The 16,220-nt window shown below is 63.1% G+C and carries 13 protein-coding genes and 1 pseudogene; 5 read left to right on the forward strand and 9 right to left on the reverse strand.

All coding sequences use genetic code 11. The features are described from left to right. Positions 1-38 precede the first annotated feature (38 nt). Both DWF74_RS00920 and DWF74_RS00925 read left to right on the forward strand, forming a co-directional pair. Positions 39-554 (forward strand): GNAT family N-acetyltransferase, encoded by a 516-nt coding sequence (locus DWF74_RS00920; RefSeq protein ID WP_115580071.1) that lies wholly within the window; start codon positions 39-41, stop codon positions 552-554. 284 nt (positions 555-838) lie between these two features. Beyond that, positions 839-1,543, forward strand: a complete 705-nt coding sequence (locus DWF74_RS00925; protein ID WP_102864981.1) for an HPP family protein — start codon at positions 839-841, stop codon at positions 1,541-1,543. A 194-nt stretch (positions 1,544-1,737) separates the two neighbouring features. Here DWF74_RS00925 and DWF74_RS00930 read toward each other — a convergent pair whose 3' ends face one another. Then, positions 1,738-2,601, reverse strand: coding sequence for a LysR family transcriptional regulator (locus DWF74_RS00930; RefSeq protein WP_102864980.1), 864 nt, complete (start codon positions 2,599-2,601; stop codon positions 1,738-1,740). 264 nt (positions 2,602-2,865) lie between these two features. Here DWF74_RS00930 and DWF74_RS00935 point away from each other — a divergent pair, with 264 nt between their 5' ends. Together DWF74_RS00935 and DWF74_RS00940 are read left to right on the forward strand one after the other, a co-directional pair. Next, positions 2,866-3,972, forward strand: a complete 1,107-nt coding sequence (locus DWF74_RS00935) for an enoyl-CoA hydratase/isomerase family protein (protein WP_102864979.1) — start codon at positions 2,866-2,868, stop codon at positions 3,970-3,972. 4 nt (positions 3,973-3,976) lie between these two features. Beyond that, a complete protein-coding gene (locus DWF74_RS00940) occupies positions 3,977-5,128 on the forward strand; it encodes an acyl-CoA dehydrogenase family protein (RefSeq protein WP_110595727.1) in 1,152 nt (383 codons plus the stop codon). Positions 5,129-5,307: 179 nt separating this feature from the next. Here DWF74_RS00940 and DWF74_RS30850 read toward each other — a convergent pair. The 3 genes and pseudogenes from DWF74_RS30850 to DWF74_RS00950 all read right to left on the reverse strand — a co-directional run. Next, positions 5,308-5,472 (reverse strand): annotated as a pseudogene (locus DWF74_RS30850) (type VI lipase adapter Tla3 domain-containing protein); the annotation flags it as partial. A 55-nt stretch (positions 5,473-5,527) separates the two neighbouring features. After that, a complete protein-coding gene (locus DWF74_RS00945; RefSeq protein ID WP_346330277.1) occupies positions 5,528-7,123 on the reverse strand; it encodes a type VI lipase adapter Tla3 domain-containing protein in 1,596 nt (531 codons plus the stop codon). Then, positions 7,123-9,288 carry a T6SS effector phospholipase Tle3 domain-containing protein gene (locus DWF74_RS00950; RefSeq protein WP_115580073.1) on the reverse strand — a complete coding sequence of 722 codons (2,166 nt, stop codon included), beginning with the start codon at positions 9,286-9,288 and terminating at the stop codon, positions 7,123-7,125. The genes DWF74_RS00945 and DWF74_RS00950 overlap by 1 nt, the downstream gene beginning before the upstream one ends. 271 nt (positions 9,289-9,559) lie before the next feature. Here DWF74_RS00950 and DWF74_RS00955 point away from each other — a divergent pair, with 271 nt between their 5' ends. Next, complete coding sequence (locus DWF74_RS00955; RefSeq protein WP_016964234.1) at positions 9,560-10,324, forward strand: SDR family oxidoreductase; 765 nt, start codon at positions 9,560-9,562, stop codon at positions 10,322-10,324. A 120-nt stretch (positions 10,325-10,444) separates the two neighbouring features. On the opposite strand, the gene DWF74_RS00960 is transcribed toward DWF74_RS00955, so the two are convergent. From DWF74_RS00960 to DWF74_RS00980, 5 genes are read right to left on the reverse strand one after another with little or no spacing between them, the layout of a single operon-like run. Then, positions 10,445-11,218 carry an enoyl-CoA hydratase gene (locus DWF74_RS00960; protein ID WP_102863560.1) on the reverse strand — a complete coding sequence of 258 codons (774 nt, stop codon included), beginning with the start codon at positions 11,216-11,218 and terminating at the stop codon, positions 10,445-10,447. Positions 11,219-11,238: 20 nt separating this feature from the next. Next, complete coding sequence (locus DWF74_RS00965) at positions 11,239-12,366, reverse strand: acyl-CoA dehydrogenase (protein ID WP_102863559.1); 1,128 nt, start codon at positions 12,364-12,366, stop codon at positions 11,239-11,241. Between the two features lie 12 nt (positions 12,367-12,378). Beyond that, complete coding sequence (locus DWF74_RS00970) at positions 12,379-13,569, reverse strand: acetyl-CoA C-acyltransferase (RefSeq protein ID WP_102863558.1); 1,191 nt, start codon at positions 13,567-13,569, stop codon at positions 12,379-12,381. A 12-nt stretch (positions 13,570-13,581) separates the two neighbouring features. Then, entirely contained in the window at positions 13,582-14,343 is a 762-nt protein-coding gene (locus DWF74_RS00975; RefSeq protein WP_110595733.1) for an SDR family NAD(P)-dependent oxidoreductase, read from the reverse strand. Positions 14,344-14,357: 14 nt separating this feature from the next. After that, the gene (locus DWF74_RS00980; RefSeq protein WP_115580074.1) at positions 14,358-16,022 is read right to left on the reverse strand and encodes an AMP-binding protein; all 1,665 of its coding nucleotides are present in this window, start codon (positions 16,020-16,022) and stop codon (positions 14,358-14,360) included. Positions 16,023-16,220: the final 198 nt, after the last annotated feature.

Here is a 16,220-nt window from a genome sequence, read left to right on the forward strand (position 1 = left end):
GTTGCGCAACCCCTTGGCGGCTCCTTACACTCGCGCCCATGACTATCCAGATCCGCCGGGCGCGGGTGGCTGACGCGGCCTTCCTCCCCGCCATTGAAACCTCGGCTGCGGCACTGTTTCGCAGTGATCCGCAACTGGCCTGGCTGGCCGACGCCGAGGTGGCCGATGCCCAGAGCCATAGAGAAAACATCCAACAGCACCCGGTCTGGGTTGCGCTGACAAAGGACGGCACCCGCTGCGCCTTTCTCACTGCCCAGGTCTGCGACCAGGAACTGCATGTGTGGGAAATTTCCGTTGCCACTGGCCACCAGGGCCAAGGCATTGGCAAGCGCCTGTTGCAGGCGGCGCGCGAGTTCGCCCTGGAACAGCAGCTCACGGCACTGACCCTCAGCACCTTCCGTGAACTGGCGTGGAACGAACCTTTCTACCAGCGCCAGGGCTTTGTCACTCTGCAACCTGCACAACTGAGCCCGCGCCTGCGCCAGGTCCTGGCCGACGAAACACAGCACGGCCTGCCCGAATCACGCCGCTGCGCCATGCGCCTGACCTTGTAAAAAACGCACTGCCACAGCTGGCTATGGCGCTGGCTTGCCAGCGAAAGCGCCCTCAAGACCCGCCCCCAACTCCAAGCCCTCTTAGCTCCCTTCGCCGGCAAGCCGGTGCGTCATACAGCAAAATAAATGCACTTAAACGGCATTATTATGAATTTGTCAGCTGCACCAATGCTCGGCACACTGTGCCCGTTCCTCCCCCAAATGTTGGAACGTTCAAGGGCTTTCTGGTGATCCAGGCAAGCCCTTCTTTTTGCCCGTCGTTCAGCCCTGGACCGTTCTTGCCGATGTTTGCCCGCTGGAAACCCGCCGCCATCAATACCCGCCCCCTGGAATGGAGCCGCGCCGCCATCGGCATGGCCCTGGGCACCCTGTTCAGTGTCTGGCTCTGCGCCCAGGTGTTCGGCATGCCGGTGGCGCTGCACCTGATCGGTCCGCTGGGGGCCTCGGCGGTGTTGCTGTTTGCCGTGTCTTCCGGGGCCCTGGCCCAGCCCTGGTCGATCCTCGGCGGCTACCTGTGCGCCGGGGTCGTGGCCTTGCTGGTGGCTCATGTCCTGGGGCGGACCCTGGGCAGCGCCTGCCTCGCGGCGGGCATGGCCCTGGTGCTGATGTGCTGGTTGCGTTGCCTGCATCCCCCGGCCGGCGCCCTGGCCCTGACCCTGGTGCTGGCAGACCCGGCCAGCGTGGCTTTGGAGTGGCGGGAACTGGGTCCGGTGATGCTCGCGGCGGCCAGCCTGTTGGCCAGTGCCCTGGCCTACAACAACCTGACGCGGATTCGTTACCCCAAGGGCCCGAGCGATACACCAATGCTGCTGCCCTCGGCGGCCCCCGCCGACAGCCTGGCGATCACCGCCGAAGACCTCAAGCAGGCCCTGGCCGAGATGGAAGAATTCTTCGACGTCACCCCTGAAGACCTTGAGCAACTGATCCACGCCAGCGAAGCCCACGCCCGCCGGCGCAGCATTGGCCAGGTCCTGTCCTCGCGGCCCTGATAGCGCCCTAACCTTCGCCCTGGCTGGTGCTGACTTGCCAGCCAAGACAGCTTCAGAAGCGGCGCACGCTTCAAGGGCCTGTTCGCTGGCAAGCCGGTTCCTGCAAGGGCATCGCACTTGAGCGCGCCAGGCGCAGCCACTGGCTGGCCAGCGCAGGCGCGCTCAAGTGCGATGCCAGGCTCAAGTCAGTTGGTTCAAACCATCGGCGACCAGCGCTGGGACCAGTCGTGGTCTTGTTCGATCACCTCGCGCAATACCGCAAAAGCCTGCTGCAGCTGCACCGAGTCGCGCTCCCGGGCATACAGCAGGTAAGTGGGAAAACTGAACTCCGGGGCCCTCTCCACTCGTTCCAGCACACCGCTGTCCAGGTAGCTCTGCACCACCCGGGTGCGGAAATAGCCACTGCCACCGGCGTCGAGGATGAACTGCAGCGCCAGGGGCCCAAGGTTGAAGCCCACCGCGGCCTTGGCCTGTTCCGGCAATGCGGCGTCGTGCTGACGGCGAAAATCATCGCCCCAGTCGATGTACACATAAGGCTCGGGACGCCCCGCCAGGCGCACCTGGATCAATTTCTCCTCCAGCAATTGCTCGACCTGCAATCCCGCGCAATACAGCGGCTGGAACACCAGCGCCGCGTCCAGTACGCCCAACTCCAGTTGCCGTTGCAGGCTCGCGCCTTCGGCAATCTGGGTGCGTACCGCATGGTTGGGCAGTGCCTGGCGCAGGCCTCGTACCCAATTGAGCATCAGCGGATTGCACAGGCTCAACTCACCGCCGATGTGCAGCACATTGCGATAGCCCGCCAGCAACGGCAGGTCACGCTGGGCGGCCTCCCAGGTCTGCACCAGCTGATTGGCATAGGCGATAAAGGCCTCGCCATCGGCGGTGGGTCGGGCGCCGGCGCGGTTGCGTACCAGCAGTTTGCAGTTGAGCTGGCCTTCCAGGTTCTGCACCCGGGCGCTGATGGCGGTCTGGGTCAGGTGCAGGCGTTCGGCGGCGGCGATCAGGCTGCCGCTGCGGACGATTTCCAGGAAGGTGCGGGCCAGATCGATGTCCATGGTGCCTCGCCGGCAAAAAAATTCGAGCGCCATTGTAGCGGCGCTCGCGCCGTCGTGCCCTTAGGCCGCGGACATTCGCCGGATCGGTACGGGCGCTGCGGGCCAGAGCGCTGGCGCAAGATTGAGGGCGGCTTTTTCAACATGCAAAAATGCACAGTCAACCTGCAGTTTTCGGGGTTGTACTGGGCAAAATTGCACTGTTACGATCCGTCGATGCTCGCGCGCGAGCCTCATATAAAAAACAATAAAAGCAGGGAGTTAGTGATGACTGCTCAGGTTTCATCCCAGGCGACACAGGACCTCGACGCCACCCCCGGCGAAGTACTGGTCGAGGTGCGCAACCACATCGGTCACCTGACCCTCAACCGCCCCGCCGGTCTCAATGCCATCACCCTGTCGATGGTGCGTACCTTGCAGCAACAACTGGACACCTGGGCCCAGGACCCGCTGATTCACGCGGTGGTGCTGCGCGGCGCCGGTGAAAAGGCTTTCTGCGCCGGCGGCGACATCCGCTCGCTGTACGACAGCTACCAGAGCGGCGATACCCTGCACGAGGATTTCTTCGTCGAGGAGTACGCCCTGGACCTGACCATCCACCATTACCGCAAGCCAGTGCTGGCCCTGATGGACGGCTTTGTCCTCGGCGGCGGCATGGGCCTGGTGCAAGGCGCCGACCTGCGAGTGGTCACCGAGCGCAGCCGCCTGGCGATGCCGGAAGTGGCCATCGGTTACTTCCCGGATGTGGGCGGCAGCTACTTCCTCTCACGGATTCCCGGCGAACTGGGCATCTACCTTGGGGTCAGCGGCGTGCAGATCCGCGCCGCCGATGCCCTGTACTGCGGCCTCGCGGACTGGCACCTGGAAAGCGACAAGCTGAGCCTGCTGGACCAGCGCCTGGATCGCCTGCACTGGAGCGACTCTCCACTCAAGGACCTGCAGGGCCTGCTGGCCAAGCTGGCGGTACAGACCTTGCCTGATGCGCCACTGCAAGCCTTGCGCCCGGCCATCGACCACTTCTTCGCCCTGCCGGACATGGCCAGCATCGTCGAGCAATTGCGCAGCGTGACGATTGCCGATAGCCACGAGTGGGCCAAGACCACCGCCGACTTGCTGGAAATCCGCTCGCCCCTGGCCATGGCCGTGACCTTGCAGATGCTGCGCCACGGCCGCCACTTGAGCCTGGAACAGTGCTTCGCCCTGGAGCTGCACCTGGACCGTCAATGGTTCGAGCGGGGTGACCTGATGGAAGGCGTACGCGCCCTGATCATCGACAAAGACAAGACCCCCCTCTGGAATCCGCCGACCCTGGCAGCCCTTGAGGCTGAACGGGTAGCGAGTTTCTTCAGCGGTTTCGACGGCAGCGGGAGCTGAACTCATGCACGACATCGAATTGACCGAAGAACAAGTGATGATCCGCGACATGGCCCGGGATTTTGCCCGGGGCGAGATCGCGCCCCATGCCCAGGCCTGGGAAAAGGCCGGCTGGATCGACGACGCCCTGGTGCGCAAGATGGGCGAACTGGGCCTGTTGGGCATGGTGGTTCCCGAAGAATGGGGCGGCAGCTACCTGGACTACGTGGCCTATGCCCTGGCGGTGGAGGAAATCTCCGCCGGCGACGGTGCTACCGGCGCGCTGATGAGCATCCACAACTCGGTGGGCTGCGGGCCGATCCTCAACTACGGCAGCGAGGAACAGAAGCACGCGTGGCTGCCGCGATTGGCCAGCGGAGAAGCCATCGGCTGCTTCTGCCTGACCGAGCCCCAGGCCGGTTCCGAAGCCCACAACCTGCGCACTCGCGCCGAGCTGCGCGACGGCCAGTGGGTGATCAACGGCGCCAAGCAGTTCGTCAGCAACGGCAAGCGCGCCCAACTGGCCATCGTCTTTGCAGTGACCGACCCGGAACTGGGCAAGAAAGGTCTCTCGGCGTTCCTGGTGCCCACCGACACCCCGGGGTTCATCGTCGACCGCACCGAACACAAGATGGGTATTCGCGCCTCCGACACCTGCGCCGTGACCCTCAACCAGTGCACCATCCCCGAAGCCAACCTGCTGGGCGAACGGGGCAAGGGCCTGGCCATTGCCCTGTCCAACCTCGAAGGCGGTCGCATCGGCATCGCCGCCCAGGCCCTGGGCATCGCCCGCGCCGCGTTTGAAGCGGCCCTGGCCTACGCCCGGGAACGGGTGCAGTTCGACAAACCGATCATCGAGCACCAGAGCATCGCCAACCTGCTGGCCGACATGCACACCCGCCTGAATGCCGCACGCCTGCTGATCCTGCACGCCGCGCGCCTGCGCAGCGCCGGCCAGCCGTGCCTGTCCGAAGCCTCCCAGGCCAAGCTGTTCGCCTCGGAAATGGCCGAGAAGGTCTGCTCCTCGGCGATGCAGATCCATGGCGGCTACGGGTATCTGGAGGACTATCCGGTGGAGCGCTACTACCGCGATGCGCGGATCACCCAGATCTACGAAGGTTCCAGCGAGATCCAGCGCCTGCTGATTGCCCGCGAGCTCAAGCACTATCAACTCTAGGCGCTAACGCCGCCCACAAAAAAATCGCAGCCCAGGCTGCGATTTTTTTGTGGCTGCTCCCCCGGAGCCGGCTTGCCGGCGAAGAGGCCTTTGAGTTTGGCGGCGCCCTGCTGGACGCCTTCGCTGGCAAGCCAGCGCCTACACAAGCCTGCCCCTTCGCAAGCGGCTTTCTACAACAATCGAGGTTCAACGGTCATGGTGGAAGCCTTCCTGGCTGAGGTATAAGCCGCCACGGGCGTGGCCGAACTGGCAAAGCAACGTCCAGAGCTCAGGGGCTGTTCAGCGGCTTGAACCCAGTGACTGAGTAACAACAGGCAGCCCATCAACAACACTATGCGGTGCATCGAAACAGCCCTCTCCCTTTGACTCAAGTCTTCAGCGCAGCTTGATCAGCCAGCGCTAGAGATCATCCATCCAATTGTCCTTGGGCCTCAGCTCAGCCAGAAACTCTTCCAGCGTGTAATCCTCTTCCACAACCGGCATCCGCGATGCGGAAGGAGCAGCCGGCGCAGGGTTTACCGAGGCTCCGTCATCACTGCTGGCGGTTTGGGGCATAAGGTTGATGCCAAATTTGTTGCCAACGGGCTTTTGCCCGGGTGTCGGCGAGGTGATGGTGATAAGGGTTGCTTGGTCCTTACGGCGCAAAGGCATGACCACGCTGGTATCGGCATTCAGATAACTGGCCATGGTCGCCAGCGCGATACCCACGAACGGCGAGGCGGCGCCGGTATCACCCAAACGCTGAGTCAGGTCGTAGCCCTCGCGGGAGTCGAGCAAATCCAACGAGCTGCGGGCAGCCGTCAACGCGGGCAGCAACTCGGCCAGAGGCGTGCTGTTCAGGCCGCCGTCGTAGAACACCCGGGCCGGTGCTGGTGTAACGGCGTCAGTGGCTTTGTTCCAGCCAGCGGCCAGTTGCGTGGTCAAGGCTTCGCGCTTGAGGCGCTCGCCGTTGTCCGGGTGCTGCAGGGAAACCGTGACCGGGCGATGAATCCTGGCCAGCACTGGCAAGGCGTCCCATTGTTCAAAAGCGCGCTCGGTCCAGGGCTGCGGGATGAACTCCGAAGGTTGGAACTCCACCGCTGGTTTACGCCAGCCCCAACCGGTGAATTCGGGATCGATCTTGTTCTTGTTGACCTTGGTGAAGGGGGCGTAATAGCGCAGCCATTCGACACGTTCGGGGCGGCCGACGACCAGGGCGACCATTGAATCGGTGAGTTCACCTGGTAAGCGAGGACCATTTCCCTGGCCAACCGGCCATGTATTTTTGTCCTTGCTTGCAAGCGCAAAGCTCATGTTATGACCTTCAGCGCTATAAACCAGAATGGCCGGTAAGTCTGGATTACGCTCGAATATTAGGAAAAGCTTCTCAAGCAACTCCTCGGAGGTATTTCTACAGACAATTCCATCAGGAAAATTACGAATGCGGTGCCAATGTAACCCTGCGGGGATTCGCATATTGTCGACCATGACGGACAGACTATGTTGAGTTCTTTCAGGAGTGAAACGTAAATTCGGTGTCTTAGGGCTCCAATCACTTACCACGGTGATAGTCGGGATTGGCCACTTCTCCAAAAAGTCTCGTAATCCCATTTCCAGCGCATCTGCCTTACGCTTATCCCAAGCCATATCCTTATCACTAGCAGTTACCGGGTACTTCTTCGGGTCTGTAGGCAGCACGCTACCTACGTGCAGTGACTCCGCCTGTTTCAGACTCTGCTCTTGCAACACCTGCCAAAGTTGGCCTTGACGAAAAACATCCAAGCTCACACCGAGGCTGAGCACATCTAGGGTTTCCAATCGCGACGAGCTGGTGGGTGCACGGTAATGGGGTTCAACGGTCATGGAGTAAGCCTTCCTGGACGAGGTATAAGCAGACACAGCCGTGGCCGGACTGGCAAAGCAACAGATAGATGTCAGTGAAGACTCAGTGGCCTGAGTCAAGTGACTGATCAGTAATAGGCTGGAGAAAGACCAGTATGTAAACAAACGGCACATCAAACGTTTTCCCCAAAACTGACAGGAGTTCCCGCTTTACGTCCCGCCAGAGACTGGGTGGCTACCAGAGAAGGCATTTTATCCCTCACACTTGTCGGCAGTACGCCAGTCATGCGATACGCAGTTGTGGAGTCAATCAGCTTGCGAGACTCGACCTCTTCTAAAAAGTAAAGCTTCTCCACAGCCTCGTCTGGCAGATCTTGCTCCAAACTCTTTACCTCATACCCTCCTCCGTCTGTGCTCTCCCAATCCAATCGCCAATCCGCCACCCGACACAAATACGCATAAAACGTCACATCATCCACGCTCTCCCCCGCCCCTATCGCCACGTCATACGCCAGCACTCGCCGGCTGTGTTCAGGGTTGTTGGGAATGGCCGAGTGGAAAGACAGCGCCTCTTCGTGCTCCTTGTCCTTGCCGCCACTTTGCAGGCGCATGCGTGCCTCGTAGGGTGTTTCCGAACGCGTCACCAGCACCTTGCCGTCATCGGTCGCTCGGGCGGCAAACACGTGGGTGGTTTCAGATATCTCCTTGCCTTCGTTGAGGGCCTTTTGAACGCTGGCAATGTCGCGTCCGTGCTTGAAGGCGACGGCCTCGTCGATCGCCTCCAGCCGGCTGTGCTGGGTGCTTTCGGGGGTCCAGGCTTTATTGCTGATCGCAATGGCGGCGTCGATGGGCGCCAGTTTGTCCTTGATCTGATAGACACCGCTGTTGGAGTCCGCTCCCGGCATGACCACCGTGCCATCGGCGTCAAAGTTGGTTTCAACGGGCACTGGCAATAACGGTGCGGTCAGCATCACCGACTTCCCTTGCTCAAGGGAGGCGCGGGCCACGGACATCCGCTGCTTGTATGGCAGACCGGCATCTTCCCAGGTGTCCTCTCCCCGAAGCAGCAATGGGTAGGCATGGGGCCGCGTGCGCAGACCGATCAGTTCCTTTTCGCCACCACGCTTGCGCAGGGTAAAGATTCGCTGGTGAAAACTCAGCGGCAAGGTCCGGCGCAGTGGCTTGCCATACAGCTGCTCATCAACGCCCTGCCAGCCGATCCCCTGGACGTTGGCCAGGCCAACGGTCTGGTCCTGAGGGGTGAAATACAGGTAGACACTGCCTCGGTTATCGCGCTCGTTGAAGGCAATGCGCTTGGCGTCAATCGTGGTTTCGCAGGCTTTGCCACCGCTCCAGCCAGGCCCGCCAATAGCGCCATAACCCTGGCAGTTCTTGAGGGCGATACTCGACAAGGCCGGATACGGATTGGGCGCTGCGGTCATGAACTTGAGGATGGCGTCAAGGGTCGCCAGGCGGGCCTCGGCCGTCTGCTGCGCGCCGAAGCCCTGAAGCTTCTCCATGTTGGGTTCGCGCAGGCTGTAGGGCGAGTTGATCATCACCACGCCGTCGGCCGGCCGCACCTTGTCCTCATTGAGAAAGGCATGGGCCAATAACGTGATGAGCGTGCCTTGGCTGTGGCCCACCACATTCACCGTGTCGTTGGGGTAGCGCTTGCGGATGATCCTGATCAGCATCGCCAGGCGCATCGCCGCCAGCACCATGTAGCGACGTCCAGGCGCGGAGAACAACGGGTGAGTCAGCTCGCCGGCAAACAGATCCAGGGAAATGAAGCCAAACAGCTTGCCGTTGAAGCCCTTGCCCCACATGTCCGGCAGGTTGGTGGTGGCATTGACGAAATGTCCCCCCTCCAGCGTGCCCGCCTTGTCCAGGCGGTTTCTGTTGCGATCCATCCACTCGCCGTGGGGCGCATCCTTGATGATGTGCCGCTCTTCCTCGCGAAAGCCCCAATAGAACGGTATGACCACGCTGCGGGTGTCGGCGCCGTTGGCCGCCGCGGCGAACTTGCGCCGGTAGTACACCGCGTCGGGGTTGCGGGCCTTGCCCTCATCGTCCTCGGGCAGGCTGTAGCTGGCCGGACGCAGAAAGCCCGGGTTGCTCACGCCATTGGGCAGGGTCGGCGACATGTCCAGGCGCTCGTTGAGCCCCTCGCACAGGCCGCGCTCGATGCGCTCGTAGCAACCGGCCAGGTCGTTGACACCGTGCACCACGATGGTCACGCAGGGCTTGGGCGGCGGCGCGATCAGGTGGACGTCGCCACCGCCTGGCATAGTGATTGCCTGGCCGGTGCAAATGGTCCTCATCCGAACGGCGTCATTCATTGTGCTAGTCCTCCTTGATGGCACTGATGCGGCGTAAAACAAAGCCGGCGCCGCACCTTAACAAAGGACCAGGACGATAAATCTAGGAGTTCTCTGAAAGGCACTCGGACTCGGGGCGCCTGATTGTCACAGGTGCCGCCGAGGCAAAAAACATCGATTTGCCGGCGATCAGCGCGGTGCGTTGAAAAAGATATTCAACGCAAGATCCGGAGTTCCGCGCCGTTCGCCGCGGCCTAGGGTTGGCCCAACGCTCAGGCAAAGGAGGTCAATCATGAAACAACTGCAAGACAAAGTCGCGATTGTCACGGGGGCCACGTCGGGAATCGGTCAGGCTGCCGCCCGGCTGTTCGCCCAAGAGGGCGCGCGCCTGATAGTGACCGGCCGTCGGGGCGACGCCCTGGATGCGTTGGTGGCCCAGATCCAGCAAGCCGGTGGCGAGGCACTTGGGGTTGCCGGTGACATTCGCAGCGAGGCACTGGCCGAGCGCCTTGTGGCGCTGGCGCTGGAGCGTTTCGGTGGCTTGGATATCGCGTTCAACAACGCCGGAATGACCGGTGAAACCCGGTCCGTCTCCGAGCTGACCCTGGACCAGTGGCAGGCCGTGCTCGACTGCAACTTGACCAGTGCCTTTCTTGGGGCCAAGTACCAGTTGCCGGCTCTGCGCAGCCGGGGCGCAGGGTCGATCATTTTCACTTCCAGCTTTGTCGGGCACCACGTCGGTTTTCCCGGCATGGCGGCGTATGCCGCGAGCAAGGCCGCGCTGATCGGCTTGACCCAGGTCATCGCGGCTGAAGAAGGCCCCCATGGCATTCGCGCCAACGCGCTACTGCCCGGAGGCACCGACACGCCCATGGGCCGAGCAGCCACCGACACGCCTGAGAAACGCGCTTTTGTCGAAAACCTGCATGCCCTCAAGCGCCTCGCCCGTCCCGAGGAAATTGCCCGCGCGGCGCTGTTCCTCGCGTCGGACGCCGCCAGTTTCGTCAGCGGGACAGCGATGCTGGTTGAGGGGGGAGTCTCCATCAACCGCAGCTAGGGTCTGTTCCCGTTTGGTGACGAGCCGCGTTGCTGGGCCAAACGGGAACAGACCCTAGGCGCTGCGGTTGAGGCTGCAGGGACGCTGGATGGACGCCGCGTCCTGCCAGGGGCGGTGCGGTTACTGATCCTTGAACTGCGGATCACGCTTGGCGATGAAGGCGGCCATGCCCTCTTTCTGGTCCTGGGTGGCGAACGCCGCGTGGAACACCCGGCGTTCGAAGCGCACACCTTCGGACAGGCTGACTTCGAAGGCGCGATTCACGCTTTCCTTGATCATCATGCTCACCGGGATCGATTTTGCGGCAATCAGGGCGGCGACTTTCAGGGCTTCTTCCACCAGGTCGTCCGCTGGGACGATGCGCGCCACGATGCCGCAACGCTCGGCTTCCACGGCGTCGATAAAGCGTCCGGTCAGGCACATTTCCATGGCCTTGGCCTTGCCCACGGCGCGGGTCAGGCGCTGGGTGCCGCCCATGCCCGGCAGCACGCCGAGGTTGATTTCCGGCTGGCCGAACTTGGCGTTGTCACCGGCCAGGATGAAGTCGCACATCAAGGCCAGTTCGCAGCCGCCACCCAGGGCGAAGCCGTTGACCGCGGCGATGATCGGCTTGCGCCGGTTGGCCACGCGGTCGCTGTCGCTGAACAGGTCGTCGAGGTAGATCTGCGGGTAGGTGAGTTCGGCCATTTCCTTGATGTCGGCACCGGCGGCGAAGGCTTTCTTCGAGCCAGTGATGACGATGCAGCCGATCTGCGGGTCGGCTTCCAGACGGTCCAGGGCCTGGTTCACCTCGCCGACGATCTGCGCGTTGAGGGCGTTCAGCGCCTGGGGACGGTTGAGGGTGATCAGACCGACACGGTCCTTGATGTCCAACAAAATGGTTTCGTAGCTCATGAATCAGCTCCTGCTAAAAGTCAGAGATTGCGCGAAATGACCATGCGCTGGATGTCGCTGGTGCCTTCGTAGATCTGGCAGATGCGCACGTCGCGGTAGATGCGTTCCAGCGGGAAGTCGCTCAAGTAGCCATAACCGCCCAGGGTTTGCAACGCCGCCGAACAGACCTTCTCGGCCATTTCCGAGGCGAACAGCTTGGCCATCGAGGCTTCCACCAGGGCCGGCTTGCCGCTGTCGCGCAGGGCGGCAGCGTAGTGCACCATTTGGCGCGCCACGGCGATCTGGGTGGCCATGTCCGCCAGGCGGAACGCCACGGCCTGGTGCTCGATGATCGGCTTGCCGAAGGTCTCGCGCTCACGGGCGTAGTCACGCGCCGCTTCGAACGCCGCCCGGGCCATGCCCACCGACTGCGAGGCAATGCCCACGCGCCCGCCTTCAAGGTTGGCCAGGGCGATCTTGTAGCCCTCGCCCTCCTCCCCCAGGCGGTTGGCCAGCGGCACCTTCACATCCTCGAAAAGGATCTGGCAGGTGTCGCTGGCGTGCTGACCGAGCTTGTCCTCGATGCGCGCGACCTTATAGCCCGGCGCATCGGTGGGCACGATAAAGGCGCTGATGCCGCGCTTGCCGGCCGCCGGGTCGGTGACCGCGAACACGATCACCACCCCGGCGTTCTGCCCCGAGGTGATGAACTGCTTGCAGCCGTTGAGCACATAGTGATCGCCATCGCGACGAGCCCGAGTCTTCAGGCTGCTGGCATCGGAGCCGGCCTGGGGCTCGGTCAGGGCAAAGGCGCCGAGCATGGCGCCGCTGGCCAGGGGCTTGAGGAAACGCTCTTTCTGCTCGTCATTGCCGAACTTGAGGATCGGCACGCAGCCCACCGAGTTGTGCACGCTCATGATGGTGGAGCAGGCACCGTCACCGGCGGCGATTTCTTCCAGGGCCATGGCATAGGCCAGGTAGCCGGTGTCGCAGCCACCCCACTGTTCAGGCACCAGCATGCCGAAGAAGCCCAGCTCGGCCATTTCGGCGATGGCTTCCTTGGGAAAGCGGTGCTCGCGATCCCACTCGGCGGCGAAAGGCTTGAGGCGTTCCTGGGCAAATTGCCGGGCGGCGTCGCTGATCTGCAGTTGTTCGTCATTGGGCAACATCGGGATTCCTCGTTACAGGCATTCAACGGCCATGGCCGTGGCTTCACCACCGCCGATGCAGATCGCGGCCACGCCACGCTTGAGGCCCTTCTGGCGCAGGGCCGACAGCAGGGTCACCAGAATCCGCGCGCCGGAAGCGCCGATGGGGTGGCCCAGGGCGCAGGCGCCGCCGTGGACGTTGACCTTGGCGTGGGGGATTTCCAGCTTGCTCATGGTCACCAGGCTGACCACAGCGAAGGCTTCGTTGATCTCGAACAGGTCCACGTCCTGCAAGGACCAGCCGGTCTTTTTCATCAATCGCTCGATGGCACCCACCGGCGCCACCGGGAACAACCCCGGGGTGTCGGCAAAGGCCGAGTGGCCATGGATCACCGCCAAGGGCTTGAGGCCCCGTTGCTCGGCTACGGAACGACGCATCAGCACCAGGGCCGCGGCACCGTCGGAGATCGAACTGGAGTTGGCCGCGGTCACCGTACCACCGTCGCGGAACGCCGGCTTCAGAGTGGCGATCTTGTCCAGCTTGGCCTTGGGCGGCTGCTCGTCATCGCTGATCAGCTTCGACTCTTTACCGATCATCACCTGCAGAGGAACGATCTCGTCCTTGAACAGACCGTCCTTGATCGCCTGCTGGGCGCGGGTCAGGGAAGCCACGGCAAACTCATCCTGGGCCTGACGGGTGAAACCGTTGGCCTCGGCGCAGTCTTCGGCGAAGGTGCCCATCAGGCGGCCCTTGTCGTAGGCGTCTTCCAGGCCATCGAGGAACATGTGGTCCAGGACCTTGCCGTGGCCCATGCGGTAGCCGCTGCGGGCACGGTCCAGCAGGTATGGGGCGTTGGACATGCTTTCCATGCCACCGGCGATCACCACCTCGGCGCTGCCGGCCAGCAGCATGTCGTGGGCCAGGATGGTGGCCTCCATGCCGGAACCGCACATCTTGTTCAGGGTGGTGCAACGGGTGCCCTTGTCCAGGCCCGCGCCCAGGGCGGCCTGGCGCGCCGGGGCCTGGCCGAGGCCGGCAGACAGCACGCAGCCGAACAGCACTTCTTCTACTGCGTCAGCCGCAATGCCGGCGCGCTGCACCGCGGCGCGGATGGCCTCGCTCCCCAGTTGCGGGGCGCTGAGGCCTTTGAGTTCACCCTGGAAACCGCCCATGGGGGTGCGGACGGCGCTGACAATGACAATCGGATCGTGGGCAATGGACATGAGAATTCCTCCTTACTTGGCGGCCATGCGCAAGGCACCGTCGAGACGGATCACCTCACCGTTGAGCATGCTGTTTTCAATGATATGCCGCACCAGCGCGGCGTACTCGGCGGGTTTGCCCAGGCGCGGCGGAAACGGTACGCCAGCGGCCAGCCCGGCCCGTACTTCGTCGCTCATGCCGGCCATCATCGGGGTTTCGAAGATCCCCGGGGCGATGGTCATCACCCGGATGCCGAAGCGTGCCAGCTCACGGGCCACCGGCAGGGTCAGGCTGGCAATGGCACCCTTGGAGGCGGCATAGGCGGCCTGGCCGATCTGCCCGTCGAAGGCGGCGATGGAGGCGGTGTTGATGATCACCCCGCGCTCGCCCTCGGCGTCGGCAGTGCTTTCGGCGATGGCCGCCGCGGCCAGGCGCAACAGGTTGAAACTGCCGATCAGGTTGACGTTGATCACCTGGCTGAAGCTGGCCAGAGCGTGGGGGCCATTCTTGCCGAGGATTTTCTCGCCCCGCACGATACCGGCGCAGTTGACCAGCCCGTTGAGCTTGCCAAAGGCCTTGACCGTGGCCTGCACCGCCGCTTCGGCCGCCGCTTCCTGGCTGATGTCCGCCACCACGCTCTGGCAGCCCAGTTGCTGGGCCTTGGCCGCCACGGCCTCGGCGTTGAGGTCCACCAGCATCACTTTTGCGCCGGCGGCGACGAGCATTTCAGCGCTGGCGGCACCGAGGCCCGACGCACCGCCACTGACGAGAAACACCTGGTTTGCAATGTCCATCATTCAAATCCTGTTCATGCGGTAGCTGTTGACGCCGCGGCCTCTTGAGCCTTGGCGATTTCCTGGTTGCGCAAGATAAAGCGCTGCAATTTGCCGCTGGGGGTTTTCGGCAAGTCGCTGACAAATTCGATTTCGCGGGGGTAGGAATGGGCCGCCAGGCGCTTGCGCACGTGCTGGCGCAACTCCTCGGCCAACTCCGGGGTGGCGCGGTACTGCTCGCTGAGCACCACAAAGGCTTTCACCAGCTCGGTGCGTTCGGGATCGGGCTTGCCTACCACCGCCGCTTCCACCACCGCCGGGTGTTCGATCAGGGCGCTTTCCACATCGAAAGGGCCCACCCGATAGCCGGAGGTGGTGATCACATCATCGCTGCGCCCGACAAAGCTGATGCTGCCGTCCTGGTTCAGCTCGACGGTGTCACCGCTGAGGTAGTAATCGCCGACAAAGGCCTTGGTCGGCACCCCGGCGTAACCGGCGAACCAGCACATCGGCGACTGGCTGCGGTCGATGGCCAGGATCCCCGGCTGACCGACACCCAGCTCCCGGTACTCTTCGTCCAGCACCACGATGCGGTGGCCCGGCGAGGCAAAGCCGGCGGCGCCGACATGCACCGGGTGGTCCAGGCCGTGGTGGTTGCACAGCACCATGCCCAGCTCGGTCTGGCCGTAGTGGTCGTGGATCACCACATCCAGCTGCTCGGCGAACCAACGGATCACTTCCGGGTTCAGCGGCTCGCCGGCGCTGCTGACGATGCGCAGGCGGCCCTTGATCGACCGGGCGAACTGGTCGCCGCCGGCGATCAGCAGGCGGTAGGCCGTGGGCGAACCGGTGAGGTTGGTGATGCCGTACTTGTTGATCACCCGGCAGGTGCTTTCCAGGGTGAAGGGGCCGTCGTAGAAAGTGATCGGGTGGCCCAGGCCCAGGGGCCCGGTGACGCCGAAATAGATGCCATAGGCCCAGCCCGGGTCGGCGACGTTCCAGAAGGCGTCTTCCGGGCGCAGGTCCACAGCGTCGCGGGTGTAGGCCTGGAACGCGACAATGGCCTTGAGCGGCACTTCCAGGGCCTTGGACGGGCCGGTGGTGCCGGAAGTGAACATCAGCAGGAAGGGGTCTTCACCACTGAGCAGCACCGGTTCGCACTGGGCCGGGTACTGTTCCAGCTCGGCCCAGAAACTGAAATCGCCGCGCACGATGCCCTGGCCCTTGGCGCCTCCCACTGTGACGACAGTGGGGCAATCGGCGACCTCCAGGAGCTTGGGTCGGTTGACCCCATCGGTGACCACCACCTTGGCCTGGGAACTGTTCAAGCGATGCTCGATGGCCTTGGGGCCAAAGGCAGTGAACAGCGGCTGGTACACCGCGCCGATACGCCAGGTGGCAAGCACCGTGATCAAGAGTTCGACATTGCGCGGCAACAGTCCGGCGACCTTGTCGCCCTTGCCGACCCCCTGGGCCAGGAGGAAATTGGCCAGGCGAGCGGCCTTGTCCTGCAGTTCAGTGAAGGTGTAGGTGGCGCTGCTGCCGTCCCGGCCTTCCCAGAACAGCGCGATACGACCGGGCAATGCATGCCGGTCACAGCATTCGACACAGGCATTGAGCGCCGACAGCGAGCCTGCAAGGGCGGCGTCGACGGTGTGCTTATAGTTGAACTCTTTGATAGCGGACAGGTAATTGCGCATTGCCAGAATCCCTCGCTGTTCTTATTAGGATGGGAACCTCATGAAAACCGGGGAAATACTGGCGCCAGAGCCCTTGCGGAACAATGGTCAAAGCTATCAAGTTGCGTGACCGGTTTGGCCAAGCGCCCGCGCTGCCCCGGCGAGATGGCCGGATCTGTCGGAGCGGCGCATGGCTAGCGGCCCCTTTGTCGGCAAGCC

This window comes from Pseudomonas protegens (assembly GCF_003363755.1).
GTDB lineage: Bacteria > Pseudomonadota > Gammaproteobacteria > Pseudomonadales > Pseudomonadaceae > Aquipseudomonas > Aquipseudomonas danubii.

Coding starts and splice junctions, on each gene's coding strand:
- DWF74_RS00920 (WP_115580071.1), top strand. CDS start 39: ATGACTATCCAGATCCGCCGGGCGCGGGTGGCTGACGCGGCCTTCCTC.
- DWF74_RS00925 (WP_102864981.1), top strand. CDS start 839: ATGTTTGCCCGCTGGAAACCCGCCGCCATCAATACCCGCCCCCTGGAA.
- DWF74_RS00930 (WP_102864980.1), bottom strand. CDS start 2,601: ATGGACATCGATCTGGCCCGCACCTTCCTGGAAATCGTCCGCAGCGGC.
- DWF74_RS00935 (WP_102864979.1), top strand. CDS start 2,866: ATGACTGCTCAGGTTTCATCCCAGGCGACACAGGACCTCGACGCCACC.
- DWF74_RS00940 (WP_110595727.1), top strand. CDS start 3,977: ATGCACGACATCGAATTGACCGAAGAACAAGTGATGATCCGCGACATG.
- DWF74_RS00945 (WP_346330277.1), bottom strand. CDS start 7,123: ATGTGCCGTTTGTTTACATACTGGTCTTTCTCCAGCCTATTACTGATC.
- DWF74_RS00950 (WP_115580073.1), bottom strand. CDS start 9,288: ATGAATGACGCCGTTCGGATGAGGACCATTTGCACCGGCCAGGCAATC.
- DWF74_RS00955 (WP_016964234.1), top strand. CDS start 9,560: ATGAAACAACTGCAAGACAAAGTCGCGATTGTCACGGGGGCCACGTCG.
- DWF74_RS00960 (WP_102863560.1), bottom strand. CDS start 11,218: ATGAGCTACGAAACCATTTTGTTGGACATCAAGGACCGTGTCGGTCTG.
- DWF74_RS00965 (WP_102863559.1), bottom strand. CDS start 12,366: ATGTTGCCCAATGACGAACAACTGCAGATCAGCGACGCCGCCCGGCAA.
- DWF74_RS00970 (WP_102863558.1), bottom strand. CDS start 13,569: ATGTCCATTGCCCACGATCCGATTGTCATTGTCAGCGCCGTCCGCACC.
- DWF74_RS00975 (WP_110595733.1), bottom strand. CDS start 14,343: ATGGACATTGCAAACCAGGTGTTTCTCGTCAGTGGCGGTGCGTCGGGC.
- DWF74_RS00980 (WP_115580074.1), bottom strand. CDS start 16,022: ATGCGCAATTACCTGTCCGCTATCAAAGAGTTCAACTATAAGCACACC.